The sequence below is a fragment of the Stenotrophomonas sp. B2 genome, from assembly GCF_014947095.1.
GTDB classification, from domain to species: Bacteria; Pseudomonadota; Gammaproteobacteria; order Xanthomonadales; family Xanthomonadaceae; genus Stenotrophomonas; species Stenotrophomonas maltophilia_P.
In genome coordinates this window covers 91,510-109,400 of record NZ_JADCQA010000006.1, presented here as the reverse complement: position 1 = coordinate 109,400, position 17,891 = coordinate 91,510, and the positions used below count along the sequence as shown (strand labels likewise).

Genomic DNA, 17,891 nt, shown 5'->3' with positions numbered 1-17,891 from the left:
GGGCAGGGGCCCGCTGTCACGGCGGGCTGGTGGTGTACTCATCGCCAGGCCGGTCGCAGCTGGCCATCCACGCCGAAACGCCAGCGGCCCTCGGCCCAGCCCCGGCCGAACAGGGCCAGCATCTGCGAATAGTAGGCCGGTGCCTCGGCACGCTGCTGTTCCGGGCTGGGCAGGCTGGCCAGCAGCGACTTCGCCAGCCCCTGCTCGCGCTGTGCCAGCACACAGGGCAGTACAGCCGCGCGGAAACCATAGTTGCCTTCGCCCTGCCCCTGCCCGCTGCGGGTATCGACCTTTTCCCAGAGTGCCGCACCGCTGCGCAGGCGCTGCAGCGGACCGGACAACGCCGCCAGCTGCCGCCGGAACAACGGATCGCGCGGGGCCGTCATGCCTGCCCATGTATAGCAGCGGATCGCGTCGTAGCCGCCCACCGCTCCGTTCACGGGATCGACCACGAAGCGTCCCTGCTGCCACGCCGCCCAGTCCGGTGCATAGCCATGCGGGCTGGTCTGCTCCAGCAGCGTGGTCGCGTTGTCCGCCAGTTCCGCCCAGGGCCCACTGCGATCGGCCGCGGCAAAGCGCCGCAGCAGCGGCAGCGGCAGATAGCTGGGATTGACCCGGGTCGCATCGCCTTCGATGAATCCCTGCGGTGCCGGCAGCAGCATCGGCCCGAGACCGCGCAGCTGCACGACTTCCCTTTCCCGTACCTGCCCCAGCATGCCCCCGGCGATGGCCTGCAACGCAGGACGGTGCCAGAGCCGCCCCGCTTCGAGCAGGGCGTAGGCCAGCCACAGATCGGAATCGGACGCCGGATTGTCGTCCAGTACGCGCCAGCCGCCCTTGTCATCGCGGCCCCACAGCCAGGCCGGCAACCGCTGCCGCATATCGCCCCCGGCCAGGTTGTCCTGGGTCCAGCCCAGAACGCGATCAAACAGCGCCTGATCGTTGTCGACCAGCGCGAAGAACAACGCATACGACTGCCCTTCCGACGTACTGCGCTGGTCGTCCTGGCTGCGATCGATCATGCGTCCGTCGTTGCTGAGGCTGCTGTCCAGCAGCACCTGCCAGGCCGGCCAGCGCGGCGCTGCGAGCGCACGCCCTGCGCCCATGGCCAGCAACGGCAAGGCGGCCGTCGCCTGCAGCAGTCGGCGGCGTTGCGGGTCAGCGGAACTCGCCATAGGGCACCAGTGGCGACACGGGCAGCGGCAGGTTGCCCTGCCAGGGCTTGAAGGTATAGCGCAGATAGAGCTGGAATGTGTTCGGCGAGAAGTCACGGCTGCGCTGCAGGGTTCCCGCCGCGCCCAGGACAATGTGATCGCCCAGCCGCCGCTCCACGGCCGCGTAGAGCCGATAGCCGGTGCCGGTGCTGCGGCTGTCGCCGGTGTACAGGCCAGCCTCGTCCAGCGCGAGAGCACCGTACTGCGGCTCCAGCTGTGCCACCACGCGCTCGATCAGCGCCTGGTCCGGGAAGCGGCTGATCGACGCCGTACGCGCGCTGGAAACACTGACCGACCCATCCACCCGCAGCGACCACAGATCATTGCGCCAGGCAAAGCTGGCCGGCAGGCTCAACGAGGCATAGCGCTGCGGGCTGTAGTAGCCGCCCTGGCCCAGCGAGTAGCCGCCCAGATCCTTCTGGTAACGCCAGTACATGGCCGTGGTGCCGACGTCCAGGCGCATGTCCGTACGCTGGATCAGCTTGTGGTACCAGCCGACCATCGCACGCGCACGCGTGTTGTCCGCGACGTTGTGACCGGTCAACCGGTGCCAGCTCCAGTTCGACCAGACACCATTGCGCCCGCCCTCATCGAAGCCCAGGCTGAAGGTGATGCCATTGGCGGTCACCCCACCCCAGGCAATGCCGCTGCGAGGATCGTAGGCACCGGCCTGTGACAGCAGGGAGTTGGTCATCGGCCGCCGCGACAGCGTCGCCCCCCAGCCGAGACGGCCCAGATCGCCATTGGCGGTGATGCCTCCCAGCCAGTTGCCGATCACATAGTGGGACGGCGTATGGCCAAGGTCGACATTCCAGCGGTCGTCCAGCGTGCGCCAGCCGGCCGCGAACCCTGCGCCGGAACTGCGCCGCTGATGCACGAAGCGGGTACATCCCGGGGCCTGCAGCCGGGAGCCGTCGGCACGCAGCAGCGACAGGTCGCAGCTGCCGAAATCCTCGTCGTAAGTGCCGTCGGCGCCGGTGCGGAACCGCCCTGCGTCGAAGTGCACCTGTTCGATGCGCGCCCAGCCGAGCCCGCCTGCAAACGGCGCATCCAGATGCGCGATGCGGGTATCGCGCCCGAGGCGGGAAATGCCGGGCGTTCCATCACTGCGACGACCGGTATCCTGCATCACCGTCAGCGTGGGATTTTCCTGCTGGTACAGCGTTTCCACGTCGCTGCGCAGGCTGCGCCGCAGCCAGTCGTCCCCCGCGGTCTCGCGGCTGGCCAGGGTCAGCGCGCGGTTGTCGCGCGGCTGTGCCTGCGTTGCGGCCAGCAGGCCGTTGTCGGCCATCGCCTGCGCGTACATGTCCAGCGCCTGCTGCGGATCCTCGCGGCGCACCAGTCGCGCCGCGTCGCGCCAGGACTGTGGATCCGGACCGTCCCTGCGGGCCAGCAGCGCGCGCAGGATCGCCAATGCCTTGGCGTCCTCGTGCAGGTCGGTCCAGATGCCGGCCAGCTGGCGCTGCTGGCCGAGCGCATCTTCGGCGACCACCGGGGGCGACAGCCGCATCTGCCGCCGCGCGTTGTCCAGATCGCCGGCACCGATCCAGGCCTGCACCTGGCCAAGCTGTGCATCGACGTTGTCCGGCTGCTCCGCAAGTACCCGCTGGTAATACTGCAGGGCCTGCGGGTGGTCGCCGCGCAGGCGCGCCCAGTCGGCCAGCAGCAGGTTGTTCTCGGCACTGGCCGGTTGCTGTTGCAGCAGGGCGATGGCTTCCGGCTCGCGTCCCTGCGCACGCAGCGACCAGAGATGATCGATGAGCTGCTGCCGGCGCAGCCGTGCGGACAGTGCGCGGATATCGTCATCCCATTCCGCCAGCGGCACCGCGTCCAGCACTGCCAGTGCCTGCGGCAGGCGATCGGTGCCGGACAGATACAACGCCTGCGCGTAGCGTGCTTCAGCGCTGTCATTGCGCGCCACCATGTCCGCGACCACCGCATCGGCCTCGGCAGGCCGACCCGCGGCCTGCAGCTCAACGGCCAGGGCACGGGCGAGCCACGCATCGGCGGGCAGCTCCACGCGCAGCTCATGCCCGAGCGCAAGGGCGGCCTCCGCATCGCCGGCCGCCAGGGCCTGCTCACGTCGTTCGCGCAGGCGACTGATCCGCAGCTGACGCAGATCCTCGGCGTACAACCGGCGCTGCGCGGCCGGCAACGCATCGATGAAGGTCTCCAGACGCTGCGGATCGGTCCTCCCATACAGCTGCACCAACCTGCGGATCACGTTGGCATCGTTCGGCGCCATCCGCCTCGCGGCCTGCAGCTGGCGTTCGGCCGAGGCGTCGTCGCCACGGGCCACGGCAACATCCACCTGCCCCAGCCGTGCGTTGACCTCGCGTGGCTGCTGCCGTCGCGCCTGCGCGTACAACGCATCCGCCTCGTCCAGCCGACCGGCACCGAGTGCGGCATCGGCCTGGTCCAGCAGCAGCCAGTAGCGCGTACTGGCAATGAGGTCGCGCCATTTGTCGCTGCTCTCGCCGACGGGCGTGGCCTGGATCGCGCGTTCAAACAGGCTGATCGCCGACGCGCGACGGCCCTGTCGCATCTGCGCCATGCCCAATCCGCCCAGGAAGGCGGCTTCGCGCGGATAGGCCCGCAACGCCTGCCGGAAGGCACGTTCGGCCTCGGCATCGCGCCCGCGTTCAAGCAGTTGCTGGCCACGCAGACCCGCCCGCCAGGCCGGATCACTGACCTGCCTGTGCTGCTCGGCATAGCGCTCGCGCACCAGGGCGATGTCATTGAAGGTGGGATTGCGGGTGATGAACTCCTGCAGGCGACGCACGCCGCGCTCATCGGCGGGCTGGTCCTGCAGGTACGCCCACTCGGCATCGGCAGCCAGCCCGCGGGCGTCGGGGTTGCGGCCCATGCGCCGCAGCGCGTCGAGCGCTTCATCGTCGCGACCCGCCGCGAACAGCAGCTGCGACAGCGTCTGCAGCAGCCCGGTGTTGCCTGGATACGCCTGGTCCAATGCGGTCAGCTCCCGGATCGCCAGCGCGCGGCCATCCGCCTGCGCGCCACGCAGACGCCAGTACTCCAGCCCCAGCTGCAACCCCGGAGGCGCGTCATTGAACAGGCGGCGGTAGATCGCCAGCGCATCGGCACTGCGGCCACCGGCTGCGAACAGGCGTGCCTGCTGCAGCTCCTGCTGCAGATCGCCCTGGTAGGCCTGCCAGAGGCGATCACCCGCAGCGAGTTCGCGACTGCCCGCACCGACCTGCCGCAATCGTTGCAGCGTCGCGGTCGCATCCTCCACCTTCTGCTGCGACAACTGCACCTCCAGGATCGCCAGCAGGGTGCCACGATCATCCGGTGCCAGCATGCGCAGCCGGGCCAACGCATCTTCGATCAGACTCTGGCGCCCGGTCGCCTCGCCGATGCGTACCTGCTGCAACAACCACTGCCGCTGCTCGGCCGCAGTGCCGTCGGGCATTTGCGGCAGCGCCTGTGCCGCGCATGCGCCGGTCCCGGCCAGACCCAGCAGCACCAGCCGGGACGCCATCAGCAGCGGCGGCGAGGTCCGCCTCATTCCTTGCCCGCATCCAGGCGCCGCGCGGCGACCCAGCGCAGTGCACGCCAGAGCAGGAAGGCGACCATCAGCACCACCAGCGTGGCCAGCACGGCCAGCAATGCCGGATGATCGGCCAGGTGGTACCACAGCAGCAGCCACCACGGCAGCGCGCCCACGTAGTAGTGTTCGCCCACGAACTGGCTGTTGATGCCGGAACTGCGCAGGATCGCCACCGATCCCGCAATGGCCTCGCGCTTGCCGGTGTCGCTGAGTGCATCATCGAGCAGTTGATAGTCGGCCGGATGGCTGGCCGCCAGCGAGACGATGCTGCGTTGTGCATGGCGGGGCGACTGCAGGCCGACGATGGCCGCGAAGGGCGCCTGTGCGGTGACCGCCACGCGGGTGACCGCAGGATCGCCCGCGCGGCTGCCGCGACGGGCCTGCTGCACCGCCAGCTCCGGCGATGACCACTGGCCATTGAGCAGGCGCGTGCGTTGATCGTCGATCAGCAGTGACAGCTGCTGGCTGCCGCGCAGCTCATCCGGCAACGCGCCCAGGACCAGCAGGTCCGCATCCAGCGCACTGGCCTGTTTCCAGTCCGCGGACAGGCGCAACCCGTAGGCCGGGTACCCACTCTGCACGCCCAGGCCTCCGATCAGGTTGAGCAGCAGGCTGACCTGGGCCTCGCTGGCGGACGGCGGCACCAGCACCACGGTTTCAGACAGGTCCGCCATGCGTGTGAACGGGAAGCCGCTGAGCGCGAACGCGGACAGGTCCGGCAGACCCATGTAGTGATGGAAGCCGGAGAAGTCGATGGTCGAATCCTCCTCGATGGCCGCCTGCAGGTTGGGCGGCAGCACGGTCTGGCAGTGGTCGCGCTGGGCACTGCCCATCACGCTGGCAAAGTTGAAGTCGAACCTCAGCTGGTTGCGGTCACCCAGCTTCAGCGCCGGAATCAACAGGCGGCCATCGTCGGCGCCGGCATCGCCAGCGAGCACAGGCAGGCGGATTTCCGCCACACCCTGCTTGCCGGTGCGGCGCACCAGCGGGAAGCTTGAAATGAACTGGTCGTTGATCGCCACGCCCAGCCGCGACTCATCACTGCCAAACGGCGGCGTGTAGCGGTAACGCAGGTTCAGTGGAATGCCCTGGTTGCGCCAGATGAACAGGTCCGGTGGCAGGTTGAGGTTGACCGTGATCGGCTGCGGCGATACCCCGTTGGCATGCAGCTGCTGCGGATAGTCCAGCAGCTCGGCCAGGCGCACCGCGCGATCGGTACGCACCCAGTTCGGCGCGTCGTACGGCCTGCGTGGCGCCAACGGCTTCATTTCGTCGATCGCGACCTGGCGGCCGCGGAACAGGACATTGCCGGCCGCCATCGCCGAAACGGCCTTCTGCAGGTCATCGTCGTTGCGGCCCAGCACCAGCAGCAGCTTGCGCTGCGGATCCTCGGGCAGGGCCATCAGCTCGATCACCGGCCCCTGCACAGGCGCGTGGTTGGCGATCACCGGCGGGAAGCGGCCATTCACCGCCAGCACCACCGCGTGGCCCTGCTCGGGCAGGGTGCCGAAGCTCACCGGGAAACGGGCCTGCCGCCACCATCCCGCCAGGCTGCCGAAATAGGACGCCATGACCGCCGCAGCCCGCTGCTGCGCCAGCGTGGGCGCCGCTGCAAACACCACCGGCAGTTCCAGCCGCGCGGTGTCGCGCGGATCGAAGAAGGGCAGCGGGAAATTGGCCAGATCATCCTGCATGTCCAGCGGCTGGCCGCCCAGCCTCAGCGTGCTGTTGCTCGAGAGGTTGACCCACAGCGAGCTGTGCGTGGGTTCTTCGCAGATGTCGGTGTAATGGCCGACGAATTCCAGGCGGACCTGGTTGAAATCAGCGATCAGGCGCGCATCCAGCGGCAGCTTGGCCTGCACGGGGCGTCCCAGCTGGTCGTTGCTGATCGGTACCACGCCCATCATCGCGTCGTTCAGATAGACCCGCAGGTGCGACAGCGTCGGCAACAGCGACGGCGAGGGTGTGAAGCTCAGATCCAGTTCCGCTTCGCGCGCGAGGCGATCGCGGCGCACCTGGAATTCGAACGTGGTGCTGTTGCGGACGCCGGACAGCAGCGTGTCCTGGCGGCGGCCAAGCTGTGCGAAGGTGCTGTGCCGTTGCCAGGGCCAAGTGCTGCCGGCCCAGGTATCGGGCAAGGCCGGTTCGCCGCGCGGCGCGGGCACCGATGCCGCTGTGGTCGGGGTCGGTACCGCAACCTGCGCGGCCGGGGCATCCGGCGTTGAACCGGTGGCAGGCGCCGGCACGGGTGCTGGAGCGCCATTGCCGGACACCACTGGCAGTACCAGCAACGGCAGCAGCAGCCAGCGCAGAGAGGTCGGGATGCTCATGGACGAAGCCCTGGGTCAGCGGCTGGGTCAGCCGGGTGGGAGGGAAGCGGACGTTGTGGTGCGAAACTGGCCAGCCAGCGCAGCAGGCGACCGCTCCAGTGCACCGGGCGGTCGAGATCGAACGGCGTGAAGTCGCCCATCCGCCGATAGCCTTTCCAGCCCAGCACCAGCACGCTCCACAGGCTGCGTGGCAGGCTCTTGGGCTGGTAACCGGCATGCCAGTCCAGCCACGCATCGGCGCGGGCGAATGTGCATTGGGCGAACTCCACGCGCTGGCGCTCGTTGTCGAACTGCAGCAGCAGGCCAAGGCGATGGCCGACGCTGCGCTGTACCCGAGCCGGGAAGGCGAACTCGCGCCGGCCACGCCCGAGCAGCAGGTGTACGCGCGTGCCTTCGGCCAGTTGCGGATCCAGTCCCAACTCCAGGCCGACGCCATCGTTGGAATAGTCCTGCAGCACGCCCCGCAGTCGACGCCCATCGGGTATCTGCAGCGCCATCGGCAGGCGCGTGGTGACCCGGTGGGTGCGCCGCACCTGCTGTACCTCCGCCGCCACCGCCAGCGCGCCGCCGATGATCAGCAGGTTGTACAGCACCCACAACGAACTCACGACCACGGTGCCGCGCTCATCGGCAGGCCCCTCGATGAAACGCCACACGGCGAAGCACAGCCCCAGCACGTTCAGCAGCGCCAGTACCAGGTAGGGGCGCGCCACCCGCCAGTCGAAGCGGTCACCCGCCTGCGTGCCGCCCTTGTCGGTGACATTGAACTTGCCACGGCCGGGACTGAACAGGGCCACGGTGGTCGGCCGCGCGATGTACCAGGCCAGCACGGTTTCATAGACCTCGCCCCAGAACGGGCGGCGGTACCGGCCCTGGATGCGCGCGTTGGTCAGGCTGGCGTGGGCCATGTGTGGAACGACAAACAGCAGGATCGCCAGCGCGGGGGCGTAGATGATGTAGACATGCAGCAGGAGGAAGGCCAGCGGCGCGGTGAGGAACACCAGCCGCGGGATGCCCGCGAGGAAGTGCAGCATCGCATTGGCGTAGCAGAAGCGCTGGAACAGGCTCAGGCCCTTGCCAAGCAGCGGATTGTCGATGCGGAAGATCTGCACCATGCCGCGCGCCCAGCGGATGCGCTGGTTGACATGCGCGCCCAGGCTGTCGGTGGCCAGGCCGGCCGCCTGCGGAATGCGAAGGTAGGCCGAGTTCCAGCCCTGGCGATGCAGGCGCAGGGCGGTATGCGCATCCTCGGTGACGGTCTCGGTGGCGAAGCCGCCGATGGCATCGATGGCCTCACGCCGCAGCACCGCGCAGGAACCACAGAAGAATGCGGCATTCCACAGGTCGTTGCCGTCCTGCACCAGCCCGTAGAACAGCTCACCCTCGTTGGGATCACTGCGGAACACCTGCAGGTTGCGCTCGAAGGGATCGGCCGAGAAGAAATGGTGCGGCGTCTGCACCAGCGCCAGCTTCGGATCGCGCAGGAACCAACCACAGGTGATCTGCAGGAACGAGCGCACCGGCAAGTGATCGCTGTCGAAGATCGCCACCAGCTCACCGTCGATCAAGGTCAGGGCGTGGTTTAGGTTGCCGGCCTTGGCGTGCCGGTTGTCGCTGCGGGTGATGTAGTTGACGCCGGTCTGCTCGGCGAAGGCACGGAACTCCTCGCGCTTGCCGTCATCGAGAAGGTGGATGCGCAGTCTGTCGGCCGGCCAGTCCAGCCCCATGGCGGCATGGACGGTATGCCGCACCAGTGACAGGTCTTCGTTGTAGGTGGGAATCAGCACATCCACCGTGGGCCACTGCCGGATGTCGGCCGGCAAGGGCGCCGGACGCCGTCGCAGCGGCCAGGCAACCTGTACGTAGCCCAGCATCAGCACCAGCCAGGAATACGTCTCGGCCACCAGCAGCACCAGACCGCAGACCAGGTCGAAGGTGCTGCTCCAGTTCAGGGTGGCGGTATAGCGCCACCAGAGATAGCGGCAGGACACGGTGATCGACAGCACCACCAGTACCAGCGTCGCATAGCGGCCGGGCATGCGCCGTACCAGCAGCGCGATGACCCATAGCAGCAGCACGAACACGAACTGCGCCAGGTAGCTGAAGGGCTGGGTGATGCACAGTGCCGCCAGACCCAGCGTAGCCAGACCAGTGAGCGCGGTCAGCGCCTGACGCGCGCGGGGCGGCAGGTGCTCCAGGCGCTGTGCGAGCCACGCCGCGAGGCGACTGTTGCCGACATCGGCAGGTGCATCACGCATCGCCCGCAGGTAGCGCAGGCGACCGCGTCCTGCCGCTCCGCGCAGCTCGGCGATGCGCTGGCGCCGGGCCTGGGCCAGGCGCTGGCGGCGCAGCGAGGTATGCGGAACCAGCCGCACCAGCGACAGCCATGCGGCCTGGATCAGCAGCCGCAGTGGATCTCCGGGGCGCCAGCGGCGATCACCCTGCAACTGCGGGAACGCACGCCGCAGCCGCGGCGCCAGCGCCTGCCACGCAGGTCCTTCCAGCCTCAACAGCGCCCAGCCCAGCGCCTGCAGCGACCACAGCAGCGCGCACAGTGGCCATGCGGCGTACACGCGCTCACGCAGCCGGTTCCAGTGCAGATAGTGGATGCGTGCGCCCTTCATCGCCCGCTCTCCCGATCCTGCCGCCGCGCCGCCTCGGCCAGGCACCACAATGCCAGGCCGGCGACGTCGGCAGCCGCCAGCGCATCGGCCGCATGCTGCCCCAGCGGCTGCTTGCTGGCCAACGCGGCCGGCACCCGCGCATCTTCGTGCAGAGGCTGAGGCACCAGCATCGACGCGTGCGCATGCAGCCACAGCTGCATCAGATCGCGCTGCACCGGAACCGCCGGGTCATACCGGTTGGCCAGCAGACGGCGTGGATCGTCGTGCTGCCGCTGCAGGAAGACGTGGCTTGCCGGATCGACGCACGCCAGGCGCAACGGCAGCGTACAGCGCGCATATCGGTTGACCGCCGCCGCGTGTGCCGGCAGCCGCTGCGGCAGGTCGAACAGCAGCCAGTCGAACTGCGCCGACAGCACTGGCACGCGATCATTCCAGGTGTCGGGTGCCAGACTCAACGCCTGCTCGATCTGCAGGGCTTCGGCCGCGCTGACACGGCCGTACGGCAGCACTGCCAGGCCCGGTGCGCAGGCGAAGGCCGCATCACGCCAATCGCGGCCGTCCAGCATCGCCCGCGCCCAGCCATCGGCCTCCCGTGCGGCCAACCCGACATGCAGGCCCAGCATCTGATCCGGACTGCACTCGACCAGCAGCACGCGCTGGCCCTGCGCATGCAGCGCCTGTCCCAACGCGGCCAGCACCGTGGTGACGCCTGTGCCGCCGTGCACGCCCTGCAGGGACAGCAGTACGCTCATGGCTGCCGCTCCAGCTCGGCCAGCAACGGCCAGCGTGCCAGTGCCCGGGCACGTTCGTTCTGCGCCGAGAAGTCCACGTAGGGCAACCCGGGCATGCCCAGGCTGCGACGCAGCAGATCGATGTCGTCCTCCTCCACCGAAAGCGTACTGGCAACGGCCAGGATGTCGGCCATCAGCGTTTGTCCTCCGGGTACGGGTTCCAGGCCTGGCTTCCCTGCAGCTGCAGCCAGGGCTTGCCGCCGTAATCGATGACCTTGGCGCCTTCGTTCTCCGACACCGTGGGCGTACGTGGCAGCCCCTGCAGCAGGCTGTCCCAATCACGCGCTCCCGGCGGCGACTGCGCGTTCAGCGCATACACCCGCGACACCAGTTCGGAGAGGGCCAGATAGCTGCTGGGCTCGGGCACATGACGCGGCCCACCGCTGGCCGGCGTGCCCATCCCGACCAGCTTGACGCCGACCGGCACATGGGTGATCGAAGGGCTCGGAATCTCCCGCATGCCGGGAATCTGCATGCGGTCGCCATGCAGCGCCGCGCCATGCTCGGGCACCACGACGATCATGGCGCGACGGCCACTGCGCTCCACCGCTTCGACGAAGCCTGCCATGTCACCCAGCACCATCTGCGCGCGGGCCTTGTAGTCAGCCGCGTTGGCACGACCGTCGGCGCCGACGATGCGGTTGCCGTCGTGCAGGGAGATCGTGTTGTAGAACAGCGCGACCTGCTGCGCCTGTTCGGCCTGGCGCTGCTTCCACCAGGCGTTCAGCACGTCACCATCGCGGCGCAGCGGCGACTTGTCGAACGCGACCAGCGCCCGTGGAAACGCGCTGATGTCCATCGGCCGTGCCTGCAACCCACCGTACTGGCTCAGTTCGCCGATGAAGTTGTCGAAGTGCCCATCGTGGTTCATCGCCAGCTCGCTCTGGAAACCCAGGCGCTGCAGGTTGGAGAACAACTGGCATTCGGCTGGCACCGGGTCGAACAATGCGGTGTGCGAGGTCTGTCCGCAGCTGGCGCGCAGCAGGCGGATCGCCGCCGGTCCGCTGTAGGCGGTGGCCGAGTTGAAATCGTCGAAGATCAGGTCCATGTGGTCCAGCAGCGTGTTCTGGCGCATGCCGACTTCGTCCAGATCACTCCATGCCAGCGAACAGATGTTGAGGATGATGACGTCGAACGGCGCAGCGCTGGCCGGCGCCGGGAACACCGTCTTCAGGCCCGACTGCTGCTGGTAGAAGGCTGCCAGCCAGGCATTGAGTGTCTCGTTGCTGGCCGGCGCAAGTGCGCCGGCAGCGGCGTCAGCACCGCCGGTCGCTGCGGTGGCCTGCGACGTTCCCCAGTTCAGGCCCGCCGGCAATGGCAGTGCCACCACCGCCATGCCCAGCATGCCCAGCACGCTCAGCGTCGTGATGCGCAGCCACGGTTTCAGCAGCAGGTAGGCAACCACCAGCAGCGCCAGCACCGCGACCATCTGCCAGTTGATGAAGCGCTGCGCCAGCTCCAGCCAGTAGTCGGCGGAGAAATCGAGCACGCCCGGCTGTGCGAGAAGACGTTGGAAGGGCGGCCACCAGGTGTCCTGGTAGTAGAGCACCACGGCCACCGGCATGGCGACGACCGTGCGTGTGATGCGTGCCCATCGCCACGGCAGTGGCACCAGCAGGGCGGCCAGGAGCAACAGGTTGGGCAGGATCTTCAGGTCCAGCGCGCCCATCCAGGCCAGCACCACCTTGGACAGGAAATACAGGTTCCAGCCGCGCAGGTCCGACCACACGAACCGCGATGCGGGCGTCAGCTGTGCGCTCATTACGGCCTCCGCGCATCGCGCACCCGCACGCCCGCCCGCCGCAGGTGCCGTGGGGGCAGCCAGGACGCTGCGCGGCGACGCATCGCGCGCCACAGCGCGCCCAGCATCACGCCGAACGGGATCATCACCAGCGCACAGGCCGCGATCAGCGTCCACAGCTGCTGGTCGGTGGTCATGCGGAATCTCCCAACCGGAACGGGATGGGGGCGTTGAATGCGACCTCGTTGACCGGGGCCGCGGGTTGCGGCAACGGAACGGCAGGGGCGGGCAGCGTCTCGGATTCGGAGTCGCTGCCGCGGGCATTCATCGCTGCGATGTCGTACTCGGCCAGGCGCTGGTAGCCATCGAACAGCTCGCGCCAGGGCAGCCGGTACAGGTTGGAGAGCGCCTGTTCGACCGCATCGCGGCGGCAGCCGAACAGGAACAGGCGGACCTGGCCGCGGTACACGCAGGCCACATCCCCCTGCCTGCGGATGTTCAACTGCTGCAGGGTCTGTTCCGCGCGCAGCCCGGCCACCGGCTGCAGCGCCAGCACGGCGCTTTCCACCGCGCTGCCGTCCTGATCGATGCGTTCGCCGACGATCTGCCGGAAGCGGTCGGCCGCCACGATTCCATTCACTTCCGGTGGCCGGTGGGCACGGATCAACGGTTCGGGGTCGGCCGCCAGCTGCCCCTGCCAACACTGCCGCTGCACCGTCTCCAGCAGCGTCAGCAGCCGCGGCAGCGGAGTCGCCGCCGGCACCACCATGTTGCCGCCGCACTGCAGCAGCAGGCGCTCGTCGGCGTAGCGCAGGCACGGTTGCACCTCGCGCACCACCAGCTTCAGCAGGTCGCCGCGCTCGCGGCGCAGCCGATGCAGCAGGCGTGCCAGTGTGTCCACCTGGTCGTTGCTGCGGATCGCCAGCACCACCGTAGCCTCCCGCGCCTGCAGCGCCGAAGGCAGCAGGTCCGCCCAGCCATCGTGGAGCCGCCAGGCGGGCGACAGCGGCGGAGCGCCTTCCAGCACGTCGGCCTCGGCCAGGTACAGATCACGATCGCCGCCGCTGGCCTCGACCGCAGAGAGCACGCTGTCCGCCTCTTCTGGCACGCGGCGCAACCCGCCTTCTGCCGCTTCGATCGCGAAGGCACGGCGGGCCACCACACCATGGGCGTTGGCCCAGTAATGCAGCAGCAGCTGCAGCGCACCGCGGTGCGGATGCAGCTGGGCGACGCCGGAACAGGTCCGGTTCAAGGCCAGCAGGCGCGGCGCCAGGGTGGCCACTTCACCGTGGCAAAGCAGCAGCAGCACCGTGCCGGCCTGCTCCGCCCAGGCTTGCAGCTGCCGGTTCCATGCCGCCAGCCGGGCATCGCTCCAGCCTTCCAGCGCCGCCAGCGGAAACTGCACCATGCACAGGCGGGTCGCGGCGGTGGCCGCGCGGGGAAGATCAACCGCCAGACCGCGCAGGGTCCGCTGCATGGCAGCGGCCGAGGAACGGAACAGACGCAACCGCGCCGGCCCCTCCCCCGGCGGCAGCTCGGCCAGCATCGCATCGGCGCCGCGCCCCAGCGTCGCCAGCACGGCGTCTCGCACGTCGCTGGCCGACCCCAGCACACCTGCGCCGACCAGGTCGGCCGGCGCGCTTCCGGCCGCGACGACCCAGTACAGCCCACCGCCGTGCATCTCGACGAACTCGGGCGGCAAACCGGCGATGGCAAGATGGGGCGCTGTCATGCCGGGTCCTTTCAGCGGACCTCAGCCGAGCCGACGCTGCGGCAGCGGAGGTGCTGTGTTGGGTGACTCGAATTTCATGACGCGCATCACACTCGTGCTGCGATACGTTCATGGCAGCTCCGATCTTGGTATTTCCGGGATCAAGACGCAGTCAACGTCGCCTGCGGAACAGGCAACGTTGGGGCACAGCGCAGCGGTGGAACGGCCGTTGGCCGCTACTCGTACTGGATGGTGAAAGTCGCCTGTCCGTTCGCGACACCGGCACCGACGGTACCGGCCTGGGTCTGTACATAGCGGGCGCGCAGCGGCAGGGTCATGGTGCTGGTGCCCGGTATGGTGGTGCCGACATTGATCGCCTGGCCGAAGCGCACTTCGCGCTCGGTGGTGCCATCGCGCTGGACCATCTGGATGCCGATGCGGGTCGCGCTGTTGGCAGCCGCGCTGAGCTTCAGCACGCCCGGCATGTTGGAGCTGTCCTGGTCGGCATCCAGGCGGATGCCGATCTTGCTCTGGTAGGCAGCAACATTGCTGCCCTGGCAGTTCAAGCGGATGTCGAAGTCACGGTTGACCGCGCGCGAACCGACGCCGGTGAACGAGGTGTTGGGGACACTGCCGAAGTCCACCGCGATGTTTCGGCTGCCGGCGTCCACCTCGCAGGTCGGGCTGACCACGGTGGTGCCCGATCCCTTGAAGGTGGAGGTCAGCACCGGCCGGCTGGCACCATCGCCATCGTAGTAATAGGTGGTGAAACGTCCATTCGGCGCGATAACGCCCGATCCTGTCTGAGCTGCCGTCTTGATCAGTTCGACACGGAAGCGGCCTCCGCTCAACGAGACGTTGGTATTGCTTCGCAGGATCAGCGTGTGAGGATAGTAGGTCTGGATATCACCGGAATCGCGATAGACGCGAATGCCAACACCTGCCACGTCGGTTGCGTATACGTTGCTGAATCCTGGTACCGGCGTCTGCTGTGCCGCATTGACGAAGCGACCGCTGGCGTTGCCGCCCCGGCTATCGCAGTAAGCGACGCTGTTGCGTTGATTGATGTTGACAATGAGTTCCTTGATCACGCCGCCGACCGGGGTGCTGGGAAGAATCACGATCTGGCCCATGTCCATGGTCACGTCTTGGGGTTGGAACCCGGACTGGGTGATGTAGCAACTGGCAAACGCAGGCGCCGCCACGAGGGCGCCCGTGAGCACGGCCAGTGCGGCCAGCGCCTTGCGGCCACGGGAAAGAATCATCGGCATGCTGCCTCCAGCGGGATGAAGCCGGTCTTGGACGCATCGGCGCCCGCCGGAACCTGGTAATCGACGGTGCAGCGCTGGTCGGCGCCGGCGCCCCACTCCACCTGCAGGCGGCCGTGATCCTGCTCGCTGCGCACATACAGGCGGCCACCCTGGCTGACCATGCCCACCGGCTGGCCCTGCTCGTCCTTGACCTGTGCGCCAAACGGCAGGGTGCGGCCATCGGGATTGCGCACCTGGATCAGCAGCGCGTTGCCCTTGCGGGTATCGAAGCGCAGGTAGCTGATGGCACCGGCAAACGGTGCAACCGACTGGCTGCTGCTTTCCAGCTCGACGTCATGCGCCATGCCCTGCGGATCCAGGGTCACGGTGTTCAGGCGGTACGGCGATACGTACGGCACCACGGCGTAGCCGCGACCATCGATGCGCAGGCCCGGTGCGTTGGTCACCTGCGCGTCGCGCGCGCCCGGCGCCTCGACCAGCACCATGGTATCGCCACGCTGCGGAGTGAAGGTGACGCCGCCCGGATGCATGACCACGCTGCCGTTGGCGCCCACCGATGCCTGGCGGAAATCGCTGGAATGGCTGTAGGTCGCGTTCAACGCGGTGTAGCGGCTGCGGTACTCGGCGTTGCCGACCGCGGTGGTGTTGCCCTCGCGGGAATCGGACAGGGCCACGCCGTAGCTGAAGTTGTTGTCGACGCCGGCCGAACCGGTGATGCCCACGCGGCTGTTGTCGTAGCCACCACGGTCACGCGCGCCCAGGTCGGCGCTGAACGACACCGGATGGGTCCCGCGGCCCAGCGGAACGCTCATTGAGAACAGGTACTGGGTGTCGGCCCGGCCGAGGATGCCTTCTTCGGTGCGCAGTGCCGAGAAACCGTAGTTCACCGAGCGCCAGGCGTTGTTGTAGCCCACCTGGTACTGCTTGGAGGTGCCGGAACGGTCGTAGAAGTCACGCACCGAACCGGTGACGTACAGCGCACCGGCACGGCGGCCCAGCGGCTGGTTCAGGGTCAGCTGGAACTGGCTGCGCTGGCGGCCACGGGTGGTCGGGTCGATGCCGCGATCATCCGCGTCGCGTCCGTACAGAGCGTCCTGCAGGCTGTAGTAGCCTTCGGTCGAATAACGATAGGCGGCCAGGGTCAGGTTGGTCCCGGTTTCGCCGATCATGTTGCTGTAGCTCAGGCGCACGCTGGCGCCGGTGTGGTCGCCGTAGTGGTTGAACGACGTGCGGGCATGGGTGACATCGGCCGCGAACGCACCGATCCGGGTGGACAGGCCAATGCCGTACAGCAGTGAAACGTAGCCTTCGCTCAGCGCGCTGCCGCCGTAGAGGGTCAGCTGGTTGCCGATGCCGCGCTGGTAGGTACCCTGCGCCAGCCAGGGTTCATCGCGCAGCAGCTCGTTGCGGACCTGGCCGGCGGTCACCGAGTAGCGGGAGACGCCTTCGCGCAGCATCTGCGGCACCGAACCGAACGGCACCTTGAACTCGCGGCGGCGGCCATCGGCCTCGATCACGCTCACTTCCAGGTCACCGCCGTAACCGGTCGGGTACAGGTCGTCGATGACGAAGCTGCCTGGCGATACGGTGGAGGAATAGATCAGCTGCTGGTTCTGCCGGACTTCCACCCGGGCATTGGTCTCGGCGATGCCGCGTACCACCGGCGCGTAGCCGCGCAGCGAATCGGGCAGCATGCGGTCGTCACTGGCCAGGCTGGCACCCCGGTATCCGATCGACTCGAACAGTTCGCCGGTGGTGTAGGCCTCGCCCACAGTGAGCATGCCGCGGATCTTCGGGATGCCGCGCTGGGCGTAGGTGGCGATGCTCTGCCAGTGGCGGCCGTCGCCCTCGGTCCAGGTCAGGTTGGAATCGTGGCGGAACTGCCAGCCACCCAGGTTCAGGCCGGCATTCAGGCCCAGATAGGCGCTGCGGTTGCGCTGGCCGCCTTCGACGCGGCTGTCGCTGTCGATGGCATTGAAGCTGTAACCGACGAAGCCGGCGTTGATGCCACGGTCCCACAGCGCGGGGTTGACGTAGCCACGCGCTTCGCGGCGCAGGAACACCTGCGGGATGCTCAGGTCGTAACGCAGGTTGCCGCTGTCATAGACGCCATAGGCATTGGCCATGCGCTGCTGCACCGGCACGCACGTGGAGGTATCGGTCGGCACCGACGGATCCTGCTGCAGCAGCACCGCCTCGCTGTCCACGCCCATTTCCTCGAGCATCGGCAGCGCCAGGCAGGCATCGACGCGCCCCTGTGCATCCGCCTTGAACTGCACGTCGCGGCGGCCCTGCCAGGCGCCATTGACGTAGACGTCCACGCGATAGGTGCCGGCGACCATCGGGTTGCCGTTGCTGAAGGCCGCCAGATCGACCTGCTTGGCCTGGCCGGAGAGGAAGCTGGAGTTGAACTGCGCCGACTCCGGCGCACGCGCGGTCGCCGCCCCAGTCTGCGCCATCAGCGCCTGTTCGCCGAGATTGGCCGGGGCAGCCAGCGCCCATCCTGGGCAGGCCACGCCGGCAGCCAACAGGCAAAGCGCCTGATGGATCGACAATGTCAATCTGTTTCCGATCACACTGACATTCCTTCAATTCGCCGCACGGCGGCGGTGGCGGGATGCGCAGGCCCTGGCCAGCGCGG

At 68.2% G+C, this 17,891-nt stretch carries 11 protein-coding genes; all 11 read right to left on the bottom strand.

Annotation, left to right across the window (positions count from 1 at the left end; all coding sequences use genetic code 11):
• Window positions 1-38 precede the first annotated feature (38 nt).
• Window positions 39-1,175 carry a cellulose synthase complex periplasmic endoglucanase BcsZ gene (gene bcsZ / locus IMX13_RS08650; RefSeq protein ID WP_053518890.1) on the bottom strand — a complete coding sequence of 379 codons (1,137 nt, stop codon included), beginning with the start codon at window positions 1,173-1,175 and terminating at the stop codon, window positions 39-41.
• The gene (bcsC, locus tag IMX13_RS08645) at window positions 1,159-4,740 is read right to left on the bottom strand and encodes a cellulose synthase complex outer membrane protein BcsC (protein ID WP_193396202.1); all 3,582 of its coding nucleotides are present in this window, start codon (window positions 4,738-4,740) and stop codon (window positions 1,159-1,161) included. The genes bcsZ and bcsC overlap by 17 nt, the downstream gene beginning before the upstream one ends.
• The gene (gene bcsB / locus IMX13_RS08640; RefSeq protein WP_193396201.1) at window positions 4,737-7,112 is read right to left on the bottom strand and encodes a cellulose biosynthesis cyclic di-GMP-binding regulatory protein BcsB; all 2,376 of its coding nucleotides are present in this window, start codon (window positions 7,110-7,112) and stop codon (window positions 4,737-4,739) included. The genes bcsC and bcsB overlap by 4 nt, the downstream gene beginning before the upstream one ends.
• Complete coding sequence (gene bcsA, locus IMX13_RS08635; protein ID WP_065175829.1) at window positions 7,109-9,736, bottom strand: UDP-forming cellulose synthase catalytic subunit; 2,628 nt, start codon at window positions 9,734-9,736, stop codon at window positions 7,109-7,111. Before bcsA ends, bcsB begins: the two co-directional genes overlap by 4 nt.
• Complete coding sequence (gene bcsQ / locus IMX13_RS08630) at window positions 9,733-10,488, bottom strand: cellulose biosynthesis protein BcsQ (RefSeq protein WP_053518884.1); 756 nt, start codon at window positions 10,486-10,488, stop codon at window positions 9,733-9,735. Before bcsQ ends, bcsA begins: the two co-directional genes overlap by 4 nt.
• Window positions 10,485-10,661 (bottom strand): cellulose biosynthesis protein BcsR, encoded by a 177-nt coding sequence (gene bcsR / locus IMX13_RS08625; RefSeq protein ID WP_080375313.1) that lies wholly within the window; start codon window positions 10,659-10,661, stop codon window positions 10,485-10,487. The genes bcsQ and bcsR overlap by 4 nt, the downstream gene beginning before the upstream one ends.
• Window positions 10,661-12,289: a cellulose biosynthesis protein BcsG gene (bcsG, locus tag IMX13_RS08620; protein WP_193396200.1), complete on the bottom strand. Its 1,629-nt coding sequence runs from the start codon at window positions 12,287-12,289 to the stop codon at window positions 10,661-10,663. The genes bcsR and bcsG overlap by 1 nt, the downstream gene beginning before the upstream one ends.
• Window positions 12,289-12,465, bottom strand: a complete 177-nt coding sequence (bcsF, locus tag IMX13_RS08615) for a cellulose biosynthesis protein BcsF (RefSeq protein WP_193396199.1) — start codon at window positions 12,463-12,465, stop codon at window positions 12,289-12,291. The genes bcsG and bcsF overlap by 1 nt, the downstream gene beginning before the upstream one ends.
• A complete protein-coding gene (locus IMX13_RS08610; protein ID WP_193396198.1) occupies window positions 12,462-14,000 on the bottom strand; it encodes a BcsE family c-di-GMP-binding protein in 1,539 nt (512 codons plus the stop codon). The genes bcsF and IMX13_RS08610 overlap by 4 nt, the downstream gene beginning before the upstream one ends.
• 215 nt (window positions 14,001-14,215) lie before the next feature.
• Window positions 14,216-15,250, bottom strand: a complete 1,035-nt coding sequence (locus IMX13_RS08605) for a fimbrial protein (protein WP_193396197.1) — start codon at window positions 15,248-15,250, stop codon at window positions 14,216-14,218.
• Window positions 15,241-17,805, bottom strand: a complete 2,565-nt coding sequence (locus tag IMX13_RS08600) for a fimbria/pilus outer membrane usher protein (protein ID WP_065175834.1) — start codon at window positions 17,803-17,805, stop codon at window positions 15,241-15,243. Before IMX13_RS08600 ends, IMX13_RS08605 begins: the two co-directional genes overlap by 10 nt.
• Between the last annotated feature and the right edge of the window lie 86 nt (window positions 17,806-17,891).